This is a genomic window from Dokdonella aquatica (assembly GCF_051987395.1).
Lineage (GTDB): Bacteria > Pseudomonadota > Gammaproteobacteria > Xanthomonadales > Rhodanobacteraceae > Dokdonella.
The window spans coordinates 1,944,733-1,960,229 of the sequence record NZ_CP197094.1; the positions used below are offsets into that span (position 1 = coordinate 1,944,733).

The 15,497-nt window shown below is 69.4% G+C and carries 11 protein-coding genes; 5 read left to right on the forward strand and 6 right to left on the reverse strand.

Translation table 11 applies throughout. The annotated features are described in order from the left end of the window. Positions 1-51: 51 nt before the first annotated feature. From ACQQ2N_RS08640 to dusB, 3 genes are all read right to left on the reverse strand, one after another. A complete protein-coding gene (locus ACQQ2N_RS08640) occupies positions 52-3,042 on the reverse strand; it encodes a TonB-dependent receptor (protein WP_440225308.1) in 2,991 nt (996 codons plus the stop codon). A 67-nt stretch (positions 3,043-3,109) separates the two neighbouring features. Next, positions 3,110-4,120: a LacI family DNA-binding transcriptional regulator gene (locus ACQQ2N_RS08645; RefSeq protein WP_440225309.1), complete on the reverse strand. Its 1,011-nt coding sequence runs from the start codon at positions 4,118-4,120 to the stop codon at positions 3,110-3,112. A gap of 163 nt (positions 4,121-4,283) precedes the next feature. Next, entirely contained in the window at positions 4,284-5,270 is a 987-nt protein-coding gene (dusB, locus tag ACQQ2N_RS08650) for a tRNA dihydrouridine synthase DusB (protein WP_440225310.1), read from the reverse strand. A 159-nt stretch (positions 5,271-5,429) separates the two neighbouring features. Here dusB and ACQQ2N_RS08655 point away from each other — a divergent pair, with 159 nt between their 5' ends. The 4 genes from ACQQ2N_RS08655 to ACQQ2N_RS08670 all read left to right on the forward strand — a co-directional run bounded on the left by ACQQ2N_RS08655 (position 5,430) and on the right by ACQQ2N_RS08670 (position 10,251). Beyond that, a complete protein-coding gene (locus ACQQ2N_RS08655; RefSeq protein WP_440225311.1) occupies positions 5,430-6,080 on the forward strand; it encodes a DedA family protein in 651 nt (216 codons plus the stop codon). Positions 6,081-6,212: 132 nt separating this feature from the next. Next, positions 6,213-8,411, forward strand: coding sequence for a hypothetical protein (locus tag ACQQ2N_RS08660; protein WP_440225312.1), 2,199 nt, complete (start codon positions 6,213-6,215; stop codon positions 8,409-8,411). A 114-nt stretch (positions 8,412-8,525) separates the two neighbouring features. Beyond that, complete coding sequence (locus tag ACQQ2N_RS08665; protein WP_440225313.1) at positions 8,526-9,443, forward strand: AEC family transporter; 918 nt, start codon at positions 8,526-8,528, stop codon at positions 9,441-9,443. 58 nt (positions 9,444-9,501) lie between these two features. After that, the gene (locus ACQQ2N_RS08670; protein ID WP_440225314.1) at positions 9,502-10,251 is read left to right on the forward strand and encodes a TMEM175 family protein; all 750 of its coding nucleotides are present in this window, start codon (positions 9,502-9,504) and stop codon (positions 10,249-10,251) included. On the opposite strand, the gene ACQQ2N_RS08675 is transcribed toward ACQQ2N_RS08670, so the two are convergent. Then, complete coding sequence (locus ACQQ2N_RS08675; protein WP_440225315.1) at positions 10,252-11,751, reverse strand: sensor domain-containing diguanylate cyclase; 1,500 nt, start codon at positions 11,749-11,751, stop codon at positions 10,252-10,254. Between the two features lie 184 nt (positions 11,752-11,935). Here ACQQ2N_RS08675 and ACQQ2N_RS08680 point away from each other — a divergent pair, with 184 nt between their 5' ends. Then, entirely contained in the window at positions 11,936-12,394 is a 459-nt protein-coding gene (locus ACQQ2N_RS08680) for a TspO/MBR family protein (protein WP_440225316.1), read from the forward strand. Here the strand turns inward: ACQQ2N_RS08680 and ACQQ2N_RS08685 are convergent. Further along, positions 12,378-14,789: a DUF3772 domain-containing protein gene (locus ACQQ2N_RS08685; protein ID WP_440225317.1), complete on the reverse strand. Its 2,412-nt coding sequence runs from the start codon at positions 14,787-14,789 to the stop codon at positions 12,378-12,380. The two genes, ACQQ2N_RS08680 and ACQQ2N_RS08685, sit on opposite strands and share 17 nt — an antisense overlap. After that, positions 14,786-15,454 carry a class I SAM-dependent methyltransferase gene (locus ACQQ2N_RS08690; RefSeq protein WP_440225318.1) on the reverse strand — a complete coding sequence of 223 codons (669 nt, stop codon included), beginning with the start codon at positions 15,452-15,454 and terminating at the stop codon, positions 14,786-14,788. The genes ACQQ2N_RS08685 and ACQQ2N_RS08690 overlap by 4 nt, the downstream gene beginning before the upstream one ends. Positions 15,455-15,497 lie beyond the last annotated feature (43 nt).

Sequence of the window (15,497 nt, forward strand, 5' to 3'; positions counted from 1 at the left end):
TGTGGAGCGTGAAGTGATGGCGCGCCGCCGCGAGGGCGGCGCGCCGCTGGATCAGAAGCTCGCGCCGACCGACAGCTTGAACGTGCGCGTCGGCGTCGTGATGCCGTAGCCGTTGCGCTGTCCGAAGTTGGCGTTGGCGTCGCCCACGAAGCCGCGCCAGGTCTCGTAGTCGTTCCAGTTGTAGGTGTTGAACAGGTTGAGGACGTCCGCACGGAAGCGCAGCGAGATGCGGTCGTCGACGTGCCAGTACTTGGTCGCGGCGATGTCGATCTGCTTCGTGCCGAACGTGCCTTCCGGCGTGAACGGATCGAAGAAGCAGGCGTTGCCGTTGGCGGCGTCGTAGCAGTTCGTGGCGTCCTTCGTGGTCGGACTCGCGAAGGTGGCCTTGGCCGAGTACGTCACGTCCCACGGGCCGTCGACGATGGCCGTGGCCACCAGGCGATGGCGCGGGATGCCGACCGAACGGTAGAACGGCTGGTTGTCGAGGTTGGCCACGTCGAACAGGTAGTGCTCGTCGTTGATTGCCGCGTTGAGGCGGTTCTCCTTGGCATCGGTGTACGTGTACGAGAACGTCACGCCCCAGCCCGAATCCTGCGTGTACGGCTTCTCGAGCGACAGCAGCACGGAGTTCGTGCGCGTTTCGATGCCGTTGTCGGCAATGATCAGCGTGCCGTAGCCCGGGATCGGCTGGCCCCAGGGCTGGTTGCCCCACGTGAAGCTGGGGTTGTTGTGGAAGCTGCCGTTCGGCCAGCGGTTGCCGAGCGTGAACACGATGCCGTCGTGGCTGAGCACGTGCGACAGCGTCGCCGAGGTGTTCCAGTCGATGCCGAACATCGTCACGGTGTTGCGCATGCCGAAGCTGAACTGATCCGAGTACGGCGTCTTGAGATCGTTGTTCATGAGGTTGATCTCGCCGCCCAGGTTCGGGTTGGCCGCGACGAGCGGGGCGAGGTTGGCCGGGTTGTAGTACGACGGGTTCCACGCAAGGCAGGTCGACTGCGTGGTGTCGCAGGGATGCTCGGGCGTGTTGAACCGGAACGTGTACGCCGGGTAGGAGCCCTTCGAACGCTCGAGCGCGAGGTAGTCGAAGAGGTTGCGGTCGTAGGAGCGGCCCGCACCGCCGAAGATCACGTGGCGCTGGTCCTCGAACAGGTCGTACGAGAAGCCGAGGCGCGGCTGGAAGGCATCCTTGAACGCCTTGCGGTTGCCGTTGCCGATGTAGTCCTCGATGTTGTAGTCGGCGTTGTTGAGATTGGCCCAGTTGCGCAGCGCGGCGGCGAGCTCGGGACGAGGCTGGTAGTCGAGGTAGCTCGGCACCTTCTCGTAGTCCCAGCGGATGCCGAGGTTGAGCGTGAGCTTGGCGTTGACTTCCCAGTCGTCCTGCACGTAGAGGCCGAACTGCTTGGCCGTCGTGACGACGTTCGGGTTGGTGCCGGGTACCGGCACGCCGAACGTCACGCGCGTCGGCGTGGAGAGATCGCCGTAGGCGTCGTAGAAGAACTGCGGGCTGTACGGCTGCTGCTCGAGCGCGCTGATCTCGATTTCCTTGTACTTGAAGCCTGCCTTGATCGTGTGGTTGCCGGCCCAGGTGAAGCCGGAGTAGGTCACGTCGTCCTGCAGGCCCCAGCCTTTCTGGCCCTTGCGCTGGTAGTTCGGGCCGGCGCCGTAGTTGAGGACGGCGCGACCATCGCCGCCGGCCGTGTAGTCGAGCAGGCGGATGCCGTAGCCGGTCAGCAGGCTCGGGCGTGGCTCGTAGGTCGAATCCTCGAACGTGAGGTGGGCGTCGTTGAGCCAGTCACCGGAGGTGTACTGCCAGCGCAGGTCGCCGCGCGTCTCCTCCTGGTGCTTCGTGCTCGCGAACGGCGTCGTGTTGACGCCCGTGTTGCCCTGTACGTCGTCTTCGACACGGTAGCGGCCGGTCAGCTCGAACAGGTTCTTGTCGTCCGGCGTCCAGGTCAGCTTGGTGAAATAGAGGTCTTCCTCGAACGGCGTCGAGGTCGCACCCACGAGGTTCTGCGCCTCGGGCGGGAGCAGCGAGACCGGGAAGTTCTCGCCTGGAGTGACCTCGGCCGGCGTGATGATGTTCTTGTATTCGTACGAGGCAAAGATGAAGAGCTTGTCCTTGATCAGCGGACCGCCGATCGACGCGCCGTACTGCTTGTCCTGCGTGTCGACCTTGCCGCTGCCGGCCGCTTCGGCCGGGCGCGTCGCACGCCAGTCCTGGTCGGTGTAGTCGAAGAACGCGTCGCCGTGCCACTCGTTCGAACCCGACTTGGTCAGCGCGGTGATCGCGGCGCTGCTGAGCTGGTCGTACTCGGCCTTGTAGTTCTGCGTGATCACCTTGTACTCGGCGATCGCCGACTGCGGGAACGGATTGCCACGCGAGCCGTCCTGGCCCGTGATGCCGCCCTTGAGCACGTAGTTCTTCTGGCCGACGCCGTCGATGTAGACATTGACGCCGTTGGAGTTCTGGCCACCGCCGCGCAGCTTGGTGGTGCCGTCGGTGTTCTGCGAGAAGATCACGCCCGGCACGGTGTCGGCGAAGGCGAGGAAGTTGCGGTTGACCTGCGGGATCGCGTCGATCTGCTTCTGCGTGATGTAGGTCGAGATCTCGGAGGTCTTGGTCTCGACCAGCGCGTCGGCGGTGACCGTGACGGTGTCCATCGAGGCGACGTCGGGCGCCGCGCTCTCGAGCGGCACGTTGAGGGTCGCGACCTGACCGACCTGCAGCACGACGGTCTTGGAGGAGGTCGCGCCGTCACCGCTGACGTCGACGCGGTACGTGCCCGGCGGCAGGCCGGCCAGCGAGTAGGTGCCGTTCGCATTGCTCTGCACACGGCGCACGAGGCCGGTCGCGATGTTCGTGGCGACGACTTCGGCGCTCGCGGCGGGGCCGGAACCCGTCGTGACCTGGCCTCGCACGGTCGCCGCGGTGCCCTGTGCGAACGCGGCCGGTGCGGCGGCGAAGGCGAGGCAACTGGCGAGCGCGCACGCGAGGACGCGCGGCTGCGGGAATCGGCTGGAACGGATCGGGTGCTTCATGGCATCTCCCCTCCCAAGGGTGGCCGGGTGGTCTGTCGGTAGGTGCAACGGTGGGTGGACGGGTGGATCAGGACGGAGCACGCGGTGCCGTGCTTCCGCACGATCCGCGCACGATGAGTTCGGGGGTGGCGATGCCTTCCGCTTCGGCATCCTGGCCGGCGAGGCGGGACAGCAGCGCGCGTGCGGCGCGCTCGCCCAGCTCGGCGATGTTGACGCGCATGGTCGTCAGCGGCGGCGCGACATAGCGCGCCATCGGGATGTCGTCGAAGCCGGCCAGCGCGATGTCGCCGGGGACCTGCAGGCCGCCTTCGTGCAGCGCGAACAGGCAGCCGAGCGCCATCATGTCGTTGGCCGCGAACACCGCATCGGGCCGTTCGGACAGGCCGCGCAGGTGCACGCCGGCGGCGTAGCCCGAGGCTTCGCTGAAATCGCCCTCGATGACGAACGGCGCGTGGCCGGGGCGATGCACGGCGAGCGCATCGCGATAGCCTTGCAGGCGTTCGTCGGCGTCGAAGTTGTCGGCGGGACCGGAAATCATCGCGATGCGTGCATGGCCGAGCGAGGCGAGGTGGGCGACGATCGCACGCGCGCCGCCGCGATTGTCGACCGCGAAGCTCATCGCGCCGTCGGCGGGACAGCGCGTGTTCATCAGCACGGTCGGTATCGCCCGCGGCAGCGCGTCGACCAGCATCGCCGCGTCGGCATGCGGCGACATCACGAGCAGGCCGTCGACGCGTCCACTCAGGGCGCGCAGTGCGGCGACGGTCTCGACCGCCGAGCCGTGCGAACTCGACACGAGCAGGTGCATGCGATGTGCGCGCGCGGCGATGTCCATGCCGCGCATGAGCTCGGAGAAGAACTCGCCGTAGAGATCCGGAAGGATCGCGCCGATCGTGTCGGTGCGGCGCGTGATGAGGCTGCGCGCCGCACCGTGCGGCGTGTAGCGCAGGCGGTCGGCGATCGCGCGGATGCGCTCGCGCAGCTCCACCGTCACGTTGACATGCCCGTTCAGCGCACGCGAGACGGTGGCCACGGACACGTTCGCCTCGCGGGCGACATCTTTGATGGTCACCGTCATACCGTCCGAACCCTTCCCCCGGACCGCAATCTCTGGGCTGTAAACGTTTTCATCGTGCCGGTTGCCGGCGGGAAAGTCATGTTGCATCACAGCAAGAGCGCGTCCGGGGCGACCCGCCGCGGTCGTGTCCACCTGTATACGAAGCGCACTCCGCGCATTCGCCTCATGCGGCCTGCGCGAGACCCTCGGCAAGGCGCGCGAAGTAGTCGCGTGTCAGGCGCATCTGCAGCTCGGCCGATTCGGCGCCGTTGACGACGGCACGGAAGGCAGCGTTCTCGGGACGGTCCTTCGCATACCAGCCGAGATGCTTGCGCGCGATGCGCACGCCGGCAAGCTCGCCGTAGAACGCGTACAAGGCCTCGAGGTGCCCGCACAGGATCGTGCACACCTCGCCGGGTGTCGGTGGCGCAAGGTGCTCGCCGGTGGCGAGGAAGTGCGCGACCTCGCGGAAGATCCACGGGCGACCCTGCGCGGCGCGTCCGATCATGACGGCGTCGGCGCCGGTACCCGCGAGCACCGCGCGTGCCTTCTGCGGCGAGTCGACGTCGCCGTTGGCGAGTACCGGAATCGACACCGCGGCCTTGATCGAGGCGATCGTCTCGTACTCGGCGTCACCGTTGTAGAGGTCGGCGCGCGTGCGGCCATGCACCGCGAGCGCGGCGATGCCGGCCTGCTCGGCGATGCGCGCGATGCGCACGCCGTTGCGGTTGTCGCGGTTCCAGCCGGTGCGGATCTTGAGCGTGACGGGTACCTCGACGGCCTTCGCCACGGCCTCGACGATGCGCGCGACGAGCGGCTCGTCCTGCAGCAGCGCGGAGCCCGCGTAGACGTTGCAGACCTTCTTGGCCGGGCAGCCCATGTTGATGTCGACGATCTGCGCGCCGTGGTCGACGTTGTAACGCGCGGCCTCGGCCAGCATCACGGGATCGTAACCGGCGATCTGCACGCTGATCGGCGCGGGCTCGTCGACGTGGTCCATGCGTTGCAGCGACTTGCGCGTGTGCCACAGGCGCGGATCGGCCGTGGTCATCTCCGACACGGCGAGGCCCGCGCCGAGCCGCTTGCACAGCTGGCGGAACGGCTTGTCGGTGACGCCGGCCATGGGCGCGAGCACCACGGCAGGCGCGATGCGGTAGGGTCCGATCTGCATGCTGCGCATTGTATCCCGCGCGTTGCGCCGTCGTTCGCCGGCGTTCGGGCTGCGCCTGCTAGACTCCCTGCGCTTTTTCTCCACGATGTCGCGCCTGATGACGAAACAAAGCCTTTTCCAGGGAGCCACGCGCCGCCACGGCGGACGGCACGCACGCTGATGGACCTGCTCGACACGCTCATCCAGTTCTTCACGGCGAACGGTTACCTCGCCGTGTTCCTCGTGCTCATGATCTGCGGCTTCGGCGTGCCGATCCCCGAGGACATCACGCTCGTCGCGGGCGGCGTGATCGCCGGCCTCGGCTACGTCAACGTTCACGTCATGGTCGCGGTCGGCCTCGCCGGCGTGCTGTGCGGCGACTCGCTGATGTTCGCCGTGGGCCGCCTGTTCGGCGAGCGTGCACTGCGCCTGCGCTGGGTCGCGATGCTGCTGACGCCCAAGCGCTACGCCCGCGTGCAGGCCAAGTTCGCGCGCTACGGCACGCGCCTGATGTTCATCGCGCGCTTCCTGCCGGGCCTGCGTTCGCCGATCTACCTCACCGCCGGCATGACGCGGCGCGTGTCGTTCCTCAAGTTCTTCCTGCTCGACGGCCTGGCCGCGCTGATCAGCGTGCCGGTGTGGGTCTACCTCGGCTATTACGGCGCCCAGAACCACGAGTGGCTGCTGACCTGGCTGGGCCGCGGCAAGACCGTGGTGCTGGCCATCGTCGGCGTGCTGATGATCGGCGCGATCTGGTACTTCGGACGCCGCTTCCTGCGTCGCCGCGCGCTGTTGAAGCGTCGTCGCGAGCGTCGCCGCCATGCGCATTGAGCGCCGTCCGTCACAGTTCCCGCGCGCCGCCACGCGCCTTTGCGTGGAATCGTGAACGGCGCCACCAACCGCGCCGGGCCACTCGACAGAATCCGCATCCACGCGATCCTCGCGTATTCCGGGTGGCGGCCCATGTCGATCCTTTCATCTCTCCTTCCCCGTTTCGCGCCCGGTCGCGCGGCCCTCTCCGGAGCGTTCGCGCTCGGCCTGGCCGCCGCGGGTGCGTCGGCGGCGCCGGTGCTGCAGAACCCGGTGATGTTCGTCACGCAGTTCCCGATCACGGCCGACTTCGCGACGATCGGGTCGGTGTTCGCGAACCATCGCGGCGGCATCCAGCAGGCCGGCCGTGGCGGTGACCTCTACATCCGCTACCCCGACGGCACGCTGCGCAACCTGACCCAGGAAGCCGGCTACGGCACGACCGGGCTGCAGGGCGCCAATGCGATCGCGGTGCGCGACCCGGCCGTGAGCTGGGACGGCACCAAGGCCGTCTTCAGCATGGTCGTCGGCGGGCCGTCCCAGCAGTACGCGCAGGGCACGTACTACTGGCAGCTCTACGAAATCACCGGCCTCGGCCGCGGCCAGACGGCGGCGATCACGCGCGTCGCCGGCCAGCCGGTCGACTTCAACAACGTGCAGCCGACGTACGCCTCGAACGGCGACCTCATCTTCGTCAGCGACCGTCCGCGCAACGGCGAGCGCCATCTCTACCCGCAGCACGACGAGTACGAGTCGACGCCGACGCCGACCGGCCTGTGGAAGCTCACGCGCGCCACGCAGCAGGTCAGCCTCATGCAGCACTCGCCGTCCGGCTCGTTCACGCCGACCGTCGACAGCTTCGGCCGCGTCATCTTCACGCGCTGGGACCACCTGCAGCGCGACCAGCAGGCCGAGGCCGCAGGCGCCGGCACGTTCAACTGGACGTCCGAGGCCGCCAACGCGACGAAGGTCACGGGCACCGAGGTGTTCCCGGAGCCGCGTGCCGACACGAGCACCGCGTTCGGCCACCGCATGAACAACTTCCTGCCCTGGATGATCAACCAGGACGGTACCGCCGAGGAGACGATCAACCACGTCGGTCGCCACGAGCTGTTCTCGTACTTCAACCGCAGCCTGCGTGCAGACGGCAACCTGCGCGACTTCGCGCCGGGCTCGCGGCCCAACCCCAACAGCATCGTGAACTTCCTGCAGATCGTCGAGGATCCGCGGGTTCCCGGCCGTTACTGGGGTGTCGACGCGCCGGAGTTCTACACGCATGCGGCGGGCCAGATCATCCGCATCGACGCGCCGCCGTCGCGCAATCCCGACAGCATCGTCGTGACGTACGCGACGCCGCGCAGCACGCACAACGTGTTCGACGGCGCGCCTCCGACCGACTTCTCGGGCCACTACCGCCATCCGCTGCCGCTGGCCGACGGCCAGATGCTCGCCGCGCACGCCTCCGAGGCGCGCCCGGCCGGCAACGACGGCACGCGCGCCAATCCGCTGCCGCGCTACCAGTTCCGCCTGCGCACGCTGCAGGCCTCTGGTGCGAACCTGCTGCCCGTGTCGGGCGGCGAGCTCACCGGCGCGAACGGCATCCGCAAGACGATCAGCTACTGGGATCCGGACGTGCTCGTGAGCTACAACGGGCCGCTGTGGGAGCTGTCGCCGGTCGAGGTGCGTGCGCGCACGGCGCCGCCGGCGACCGCTGCCACGCTCGAGGATCCGGAAGTCGAGGTGTTCGCCCAGGCCGACGTCGACCTGATCGCGTTCCGCCGCTTCCTCAAGGACAAGGGGCTGGCCCTGCTCGTCGCGCGCGATTCGACCTCGCGCGACGGTGCCGACCGCCAGCAGCCGTTCAACCTGCGCGTGCCCGGTGGCGTGCAGTCGACGGCGTCGTCGGGGACGGTGTACGACATCGCCTGGATGCAGTTCTTCCAGGGCGACCAGGTGCGTGGCATCGGCGGCACGGCATCGCCGACCGCGGGCCGCCGCGTGCTCGCGCAGACGATGCACGACGCCGCCGCGCTGCAGTCGATGCCGCAGGTCGCCGGCGCGCCGGCGGGCAGCGTCAAGATCGCGACCGACGGCTCGTTCGCGGCGATCGTCCCCGCGCAGCGCGCGATGACCTGGCAGAGCACGACCGCGAACGGCACCCCGGTCGTGCGAGAGCGCTACTGGATCTCGGCGCAGCCCGGCGAGATCCGCGTCTGCGACGGCTGCCACGGCGTCAACACGGCGAGCCAGACCGGCACGACCGCCGCGCGCAATCCGCCGCAGGCGATGCGCGAGCTGCTCGTGTGGTGGAAGCAGAGCTACGACCCGCTGTTCCGCGCGACCTTCGACTGAGCATGGCGTGCACCGGCGCTGCCGGTGCACGTTGACGCAGGGCCCGCCGCGCGGCGCCGCGTGGCACGACGCCTCTGCTAAGGTGCGTGGCGCCCCGCTTCGCCACGCTTTTCGATGTCCGTCTTCTCGACCTTCGCGTTCATCCTCGTGCTGCTCGCCGTCGGCCGCGTGCTGAGCTGGCGCCGCATCGTGCCCGACAACGCGGCGGAGTCGCTCAACCTCGTCGTGCTCTACGTGCTGCTGCCCGCGGCCGTGCTGCTGTACGCGCCGAAGATCACGTTCGAGCGCGAGCTGCTCGGCCTCGTCGCGGTGCCGTGGGTCGTGCTCGCGGCCAGCATCGTGCTGTCGCTCGCGGCGGCGAAGGCGTTCGGGTTCGCGCGCGACAGCACCGCCGTGCTGCTCATGCAGGTACCGCTCTCGAACACGTCGTTCATCGGCTACTCGCTGATTCCGGTGCTCGCCGGTGCCGGCGCACTGCGTTATGCGCTGATCTACGACCAGCTCGGCACCTTCATCATCCTCGTGACCTACGGCCTCGCGCTCGTGGCGTGGTACGGCGGCGGGGCGCGGCCGACGCTCGCGTCGATCCTGCGCCGCGTGGTGTCGTTCCCGCCGGTGATCGCACTGGTCGTCGCGATCCTGTTCATGCCGGCCGAGCCGCCGCCGTCGCTGGACCGCTCGCTGCACCTGCTCGCCGATGCGCTGCTGCCGATCGTCGTGCTCGCGCTCGGCATGCAGCTGCGCCTGCGCCTGCCGCGTCGCTACATCGCTCCGCTCGTGGTCGGCCTCGTCGCCAAGCTCGTGCTGATGCCGCTGCTCGCGCTCGGTCTCGCGATCGCGTTCGGCCTGTCGCCGACCATGCGCGACGTCGCCGTGTACATGACGGCGCTGCCGCCGATGGTCACCGCGGGTGCGCTGCTCGCGATGGCCGGCCTCGCGCCCGAGCTCGCGGCGGCGATGATCGGCTACGGCATCGTGCTGTCGATGTTCACGCTGCCGGCCTGGCATCACGCGCTGTCGTCGCTGGGCTGATTGCACGCCGCGCGGCGTGCGACACTCGCCGCACGCCTTCCGACGACAGGACCGACGCATGGCGAACGCGCCGCCGCTCCCGCGCATGCCCGACGGTTTCCGCAAGCGCGGTGCCGAAGTCACTCGCCTGCAGGCGTTCGTCGACGCCGCGTTCGCGTTCGCGGTCACGCTGCTGGTCGTGTCGGTCGACGCGATCCCGCAGACCCAGGCCGAGATGCTCGTCGCGCTCAAGGGCATCCCCGCTTTCGCGGTGAGCTTCGTACTCGTCGCGGTGTTCTGGTACGGCCATGCGAGCTGGACGCGGCGCTACGGCCTCGACGACATGCCGTCGACGCTGCTGAGTCTCGCGCTCGTGTTCCTGGTGCTCGTGTTCGTGTACCCGCTCAAGATCATGTTCGCGTGCTTCTTCTCGCTCGCGACGGGAGGCTGGTTGCCCGCGAACTACGATCTCGCGATGTTCTCGGGGCGAGACTGGGCGGGGCTGTTCGCGCTGTTCGGCATCGCGTTCGCGTCGATGGGCATCGTGCTGGCGCTGCTGACACGCCACGCGTGGCGTCGTCGCGAGGCGCTTGGCCTGGATCTCGAGGAGCGCGTCGCGACGCGCTGCTACGAGCTCTCGTGGTGGCTCGTGCCAGCGGTATCGGCGCTGTCGATCGGCCTCGCACTGCTCGCGCTCGCCGTGCCGGGTGCTCCGTGGCTGCTCGCGTTGCCGGGGCCGGCCTACATGCTGCTCGCGGCGCAGTCGCCGTTGCTCGCGGCGTATGCGAAGCGCGAGCGGCGTCGACTCGCGGATGGCGCCGCGGGCTGATCAGGCGGCCGGCGATTCCTGGGGTGGTGCCGTGACGAGCTGGTTGCGGCCGCTGCGCTTGGCCGCATAGAGGCCGCGGTCGGCCTCGCGCAGCAAGGCTTCCACCGAGGTGGCCGGCGCGCCTTCGTCGGTCGCGGCGAGGCCGGCCGAAACGGTCACGCGGATCGCGTCGCCATCGGCTTCGGCCAGCGGAGTGCCCGAGACCTGTGCGACGAGCCGTTGCAGCACTTCGTTGGCGTCGACGTGGTGCAGGCCGGGCATCACGACGAGGAACTCCTCGCCGCCGTAGCGCGCGACGACGTCGCGGCTGCGCAGGCCGCGCATGAGCAACTGCGCGAACTGGCGCAGCACCTCGTCGCCGACGAGATGGCCGTAGCGGTCGTTGATGTTCTTGAAGTCGTCGAGGTCGAAGAACGCGATCGACAGTGGCCAGCCGTGCTGCACGGCCTGGGCGTACTCGTTGTGCAGTACCTCGTCGAGGTAGGCGCGGTTGTAGGCACCGGTGAGGGCGTCGCGGCGCGCGCGTTCCTCGAGCGAGCGCGCGCGGTCGCGCAGGTGGTCGGCTTCCTCGCGGCGGCGCATCGCCTCGTCGAGCTGGCGCAGGTTGCGCACGACGAGCAGTTCGCGCGCGTGGTCGAGGATGGACGCGGCGTGCTCGGCGTCGACGAGCCGGATGTCGAACAGCGACGAGACCTCGGGAATCGCCTCGGCGACGCCGACGAGGATCTCGGTGAAGGCATCGTGCTCGATGCCGAGCAGGCGTGTCGCAGCAGCCGTGGCAGCGGCGCGCGCGGCCTTGGGGTCGGGACCGAGCCAGATGTCGGCGACGATGCCCGAGAGCGCGACGACCGCATTGAAGCGGCTGGTCGGACTCGTCGAGTCGCTTTCGAAGATGGCCTGCTCGAGGTATTCGGGAAGGCCCCATGCACCGGCCATCCAGGCGCCGGCCTGGGCGTGGTCGCAGCCGAACGCGGCGCGCTCGGGCGCGGCGAGGTCGGCATGGCGTGCGGTGCCCGCGAGGATCGGCGCGTACTGCGCCGCGGCAACGTCCGCGAAGGCGAGCATGCCGATGTCCTGCAGCAGGCCGCAGAGCAGCAGTTCCTCTGACTTGGCGATGTTGAGGCGCGTGGCGATCGTGCGGCAGGCGCCTGCGGCGAGCACGCTGCGGCGCCAGATGCGCTCGCGGTCGATGCCCTGGCCGAGCGAGGCGCGCAGCACGTGGCTCAACGAGAAACCCAGCGCCAGCGTCAGCGTCGCGTTGAGGCCGAGCAGCGTCAAGGCCTGACGCAGGTTGTCGGTCTTGCGCGTCTTGCCGTACATCGCCGAGTTCGCGATGCGCAGGATCTTGGCGGCCAGCGCGGGGTCGGTGCCGACCGCGGCGGCCGTGGCGGTCATGTCCGCCTCGGGGTTGCCGGCGAGGTCGATCACGCGCAAGGCCGCGGCCGGAAGGCTCGGCAGCGTGCGCAGGACCGCCAGACGCGTCTGGATGTTCGGGTTCATGCTCGTATGGAAAGCCGGTTGACGATCCCCCAACGCGATCGACGGGCCCATCCCGGCGACACGCGCCGGGGCGGGCGTCGCCCAGTGTGCCGCAAATTCCGTGCCGGCGGGCGCTCCGGGGGCGCCGCGGTCGGCGTTAAGTCGCGACTGCGTAGCGTGGAGCCTCGTCCCTGCGGAGAACGCCATGCGCGGCTGGAAAGGGTTTCTCGTGTTCCTCGCGCTCGTGGCGGTCGCCGCGGCATTCGGTTCGCTGTCCCGCCCCGATGAATGGTATCGGGCGCTCGTCAAGCCCTCGTTCAACCCGCCCGACGCGCTGTTCGCGCCGGTCTGGACGATCCTCTACGCGGCCATCGCCGTGGCCGGCTGGCGCGTGTACCGCCGCGTCGGCTGGGACTACTCGCTCGGCCTGTGGGGCATCCAGCTCGCGCTCAACGCGGCGTGGACACCGCTGTTCTTCGGCGCGCACCGCATCGACCTCGCCCTCGTCGACATCGCGCTGCTCGACGTGTTCGTCGTCGCCACGCTCGTGGCCTTCTTCCGCCGCGACCGCATCGCCGCATGGCTGCTCGTGCCCTACTTGGGCTGGATCGCGTTCGCCACGCTGCTCACGGCGACCCTTCTGCGCCTCAATCCGCAGGCGTAGCCGGCAGCGCCGGCGACGCCGGAGCTGCCGTATGCGCGTCGCGGACGCGGATCTCCTGGGGGGAGCTCATCGCGATGTCGGCATCGCGCAGGCGACCGAGAATGTCGAGCAGCAGCTCGCTGCGGATGCCGCCGGCATTGCGCGGACTGATGATGTAGGCCGTCACGATGAACATCAGCGCGCCGGTCTCGACGTTGTCGAGCAGCACCGAAGGTTCCGGCGTCGGCAGGATGGCGGGCTGCGCGGCGAGCGCGTCGCGGATGATCTGGCGCACGGCGCGCGCGTCGGTTTCGAGCGGCAGCGGCAGGCGGATGCGCACGCGGCCCTCGGCGTTCGACAGCGTGACGTTGCGCACCGTCTTGGTGATGAACTCCGAGTTCGGCACGATGACGGTGGAGCGGTCGCCCATCTGGATCTCGGTCGCACGCACGTTGATGCGGCGGATGTCGCCCTCGAGGTCGCCGAGCGCGACCCAGTCGCCGACCTTGACCGGCCGCTCGATGAGCAGGATCAGGCCCGAGATGAAGTTCTGCACGATCGCCTGCAGGCCGAAGCCGATGCCGACCGACAGCGCGCTCGCGACCCAGCCGATGCGCTCCAGCGACAGCCCCAGCGCCGACAGTGCGAGCGCGAACACGACCACGCCGCCGGCGTAACCGAGCAGCGTCGTGATCGAGCTGCGCATGCCTTCCTCGATGCGCGTGGTCGGCAGGTAGCGGTCCGACAGCCAGCGCTTGGCCAGGCCGATCAGGAACAGGCCGACGAGGAAGACGACGATCGCGCTGAACACCGCCGACGGGGTGATGTGGATCTCGCCGATGCGGATGCCGGCGCCAAGCCGCGAACCACGGTGCAGCAGCTCGCCGGGGCCCGCACCGAACGGCGCGAGGATCGACACCACGACGAACAGCAGCGCAAGCAGGCGGAACGCGCCCGCGAGCACGACCGAGATCTGGTCGATCGTGTTCGGCGACAGGCCGGTGGCGCCCTGCGTCCACTTCGCCCGCGACGACAGCCACGTGGCGCAGATGTCCTCGACCAGCGTGACCGTCACGTAGTAGATGCCTGCGAGCAGCGAGATCCAGATGACCTGGTTGATCAGGAACGCGGCCAGGGCGACGTAGCCCGTCAGCGCGCAGCCGATCGACGCGAGCACGGCCAGCGTCGCCAGCGTGCGCGCGAGCGCGATCCACGCCGGCGGCTTGAGCTGGTCGCCGGCCGCCCCGTCCTCGCGCGACACCGCCAGCGCGCCGCGCAGGCGCAGCAGTACCCAGCCCGCGGCGACCGCATACAGCACCGCGACGACGAACGTCGCCGCGATCGTCGCCGACAGGCTCGTGCCGATCACGCTGTTGGTGCGGTTGAGCATGAAGCCGACCACGACGACGGTCGCGAACAGCGCAGGGAAGTGGCGCAGGCGCAAGGCGATCGCGTCGGTGACCGGCACGAGGCGCCAGGTCGGTCGTCCCGGCGACAGCAGCGCACGCCCGAGGCCGGTGATCGCGCCCCCGAAATACACGGCGTTGACGAACACCGAAGCGAGCGACGCGAACGGTTCGACGAAAACCCCGTGCCAGTTGAGGCCGAGGTAGATCGCGTGCACGCCCGTGCCGGGCAGCACGGCCGAGATCACGATCACCGCGAACGCGAGCGCGGATCGACGCAGGCGACCGTGCGGCATGCGGTCCGACGTCGCGCGCAGCCACGCGAGTTCGGCGGCCCAGCGCCCGAACACGAGCAGCAGGCCGCCGATCAGCACGCCGACCGTCGATGCGAGACGCCTGCCGTCCTCGACCGCCGCCGTGAGGCTCGTGACCGCACCGTCGCGCAGCGCGGCGAGGCGCGCACTGTCGCGATCCACCCCTTGCAGCGCGTCGTTCCAGAACGCTGGCGTCAACGGTGACGCGGTGCGCTGAAAGAGTTCCCGCTGGAACAGCGAGCGCCGCGCTTCCGCGACCTCGCCCGCGAGCTGCTGGCCATCGGAGACGACGAGCTTGGCGCGCTTGATCTCGGTCTCGAGCGTCGTGCGCGTCTTCACGAACGCGCTGCGCTGGGCGGCGATGTCGGGCGGTTCGGCCGGCGCGCCCTTGGCCGGTGCTTCGCCGAGTTCGGCGATGCGCGCGTTGAGTGACTCCAGGCGAGGTGTGCGGTCGGCGATCAGCGCATCGGCGGTGCCGGCGATCTCGCCGGCCTTGTCGCGGAATGCCATGAGCGCCGCCGCGTCGTACTCCTCGGCGACCACCTTCGCGCGCATCTCGGCGACCTGCTTCGGCGCATCGTCGAAGAACTTCGCGGTATCGAGTTCCTGTGCGGCGGCGGGGCAGGCGAGCGCGAGCAGCCAGACCGCGACGAGCGCGAGCAGGCCGGAGCGCGTGAAACCGTGTCGGCCCGTCATGCGCGACCTCCGCGATGCGTCGCGACGACGAGCCAGTTCTCGAACGGCGTGCGGCCGCGTAGCGGCTCGAACCTCGCCTCGAGGCCGCGCGCCTCGAACCAGCCTTCGAGCGCGGCGCGTGACGGGTAGCGTTGAGGACCCGCGTTCATCCAGCCCCACCAGCGCGAGAACACGTCGACCGCGCGCGTCACGCGAAGGCGCACGGTCTCGCGCTGCAGCCCGGTGCGGATGACGAGGCGACCCTCCGGAGCGAGGCGGTCGATCGCCGCGCCGACGATGCCGGCGTGGGTGTCCGGTGGCACGAACTGCAGCACGTCGAGCAGGCTCACGCTGCCGTGGTGTGCGGGCGGCGCCTCGCGGGCGAGGTCGACCGTCTCGAACGTCGCGTCGAGGCCGCTACGCGTCGCAGCCTCACGCGCGGCGGCGATCTTGCGCGCGTCGTTGTCGACGCCGTGGTAAGGCACGCGGATGCCGTGCCGGCGCAGCATGTGTGCGAACAGGCCGATGCCGCAGCCGAGATCGAGCAGTGGCGCGCGGCAGCCGTCGAGCGCACCGGCGACGCCGTCGTAGATCGGATCGGTCGCGAGCTTGATGCGCGCGTAGTAGTAGTGTGGCCGGTTCGGCAGGAAACGGGCGGCGATCGCGGCAGGGCTGGCATCGGACATCGGCGGACTTTACGCGAAGTCGCGCGCCTGGCGCGTGCACGCG

Excerpts from the sequence above, each read along its gene's own strand:
- ACQQ2N_RS08640 (WP_440225308.1), bottom strand. The coding sequence starts at position 3,042 with ATGAAGCACCCGATCCGTTCCAGCCGATTCCCGCAGCCGCGCGTCCTC.
- ACQQ2N_RS08665 (WP_440225313.1), top strand. The coding sequence starts at position 8,526 with ATGTCCGTCTTCTCGACCTTCGCGTTCATCCTCGTGCTGCTCGCCGTC.
- ACQQ2N_RS08685 (WP_440225317.1), bottom strand. The coding sequence starts at position 14,789 with ATGACGGGCCGACACGGTTTCACGCGCTCCGGCCTGCTCGCGCTCGTC.
- dusB (WP_440225310.1), bottom strand. The coding sequence starts at position 5,270 with ATGCAGATCGGACCCTACCGCATCGCGCCTGCCGTGGTGCTCGCGCCC.
- ACQQ2N_RS08680 (WP_440225316.1), top strand. The coding sequence starts at position 11,936 with ATGCGCGGCTGGAAAGGGTTTCTCGTGTTCCTCGCGCTCGTGGCGGTC.
- ACQQ2N_RS08675 (WP_440225315.1), bottom strand. The coding sequence starts at position 11,751 with ATGAACCCGAACATCCAGACGCGTCTGGCGGTCCTGCGCACGCTGCCG.
- ACQQ2N_RS08660 (WP_440225312.1), top strand. The coding sequence starts at position 6,213 with ATGTCGATCCTTTCATCTCTCCTTCCCCGTTTCGCGCCCGGTCGCGCG.
- ACQQ2N_RS08645 (WP_440225309.1), bottom strand. The coding sequence starts at position 4,120 with ATGACGGTGACCATCAAAGATGTCGCCCGCGAGGCGAACGTGTCCGTG.
- ACQQ2N_RS08670 (WP_440225314.1), top strand. The coding sequence starts at position 9,502 with ATGGCGAACGCGCCGCCGCTCCCGCGCATGCCCGACGGTTTCCGCAAG.
- ACQQ2N_RS08690 (WP_440225318.1), bottom strand. The coding sequence starts at position 15,454 with ATGTCCGATGCCAGCCCTGCCGCGATCGCCGCCCGTTTCCTGCCGAAC.
- ACQQ2N_RS08655 (WP_440225311.1), top strand. The coding sequence starts at position 5,430 with ATGGACCTGCTCGACACGCTCATCCAGTTCTTCACGGCGAACGGTTAC.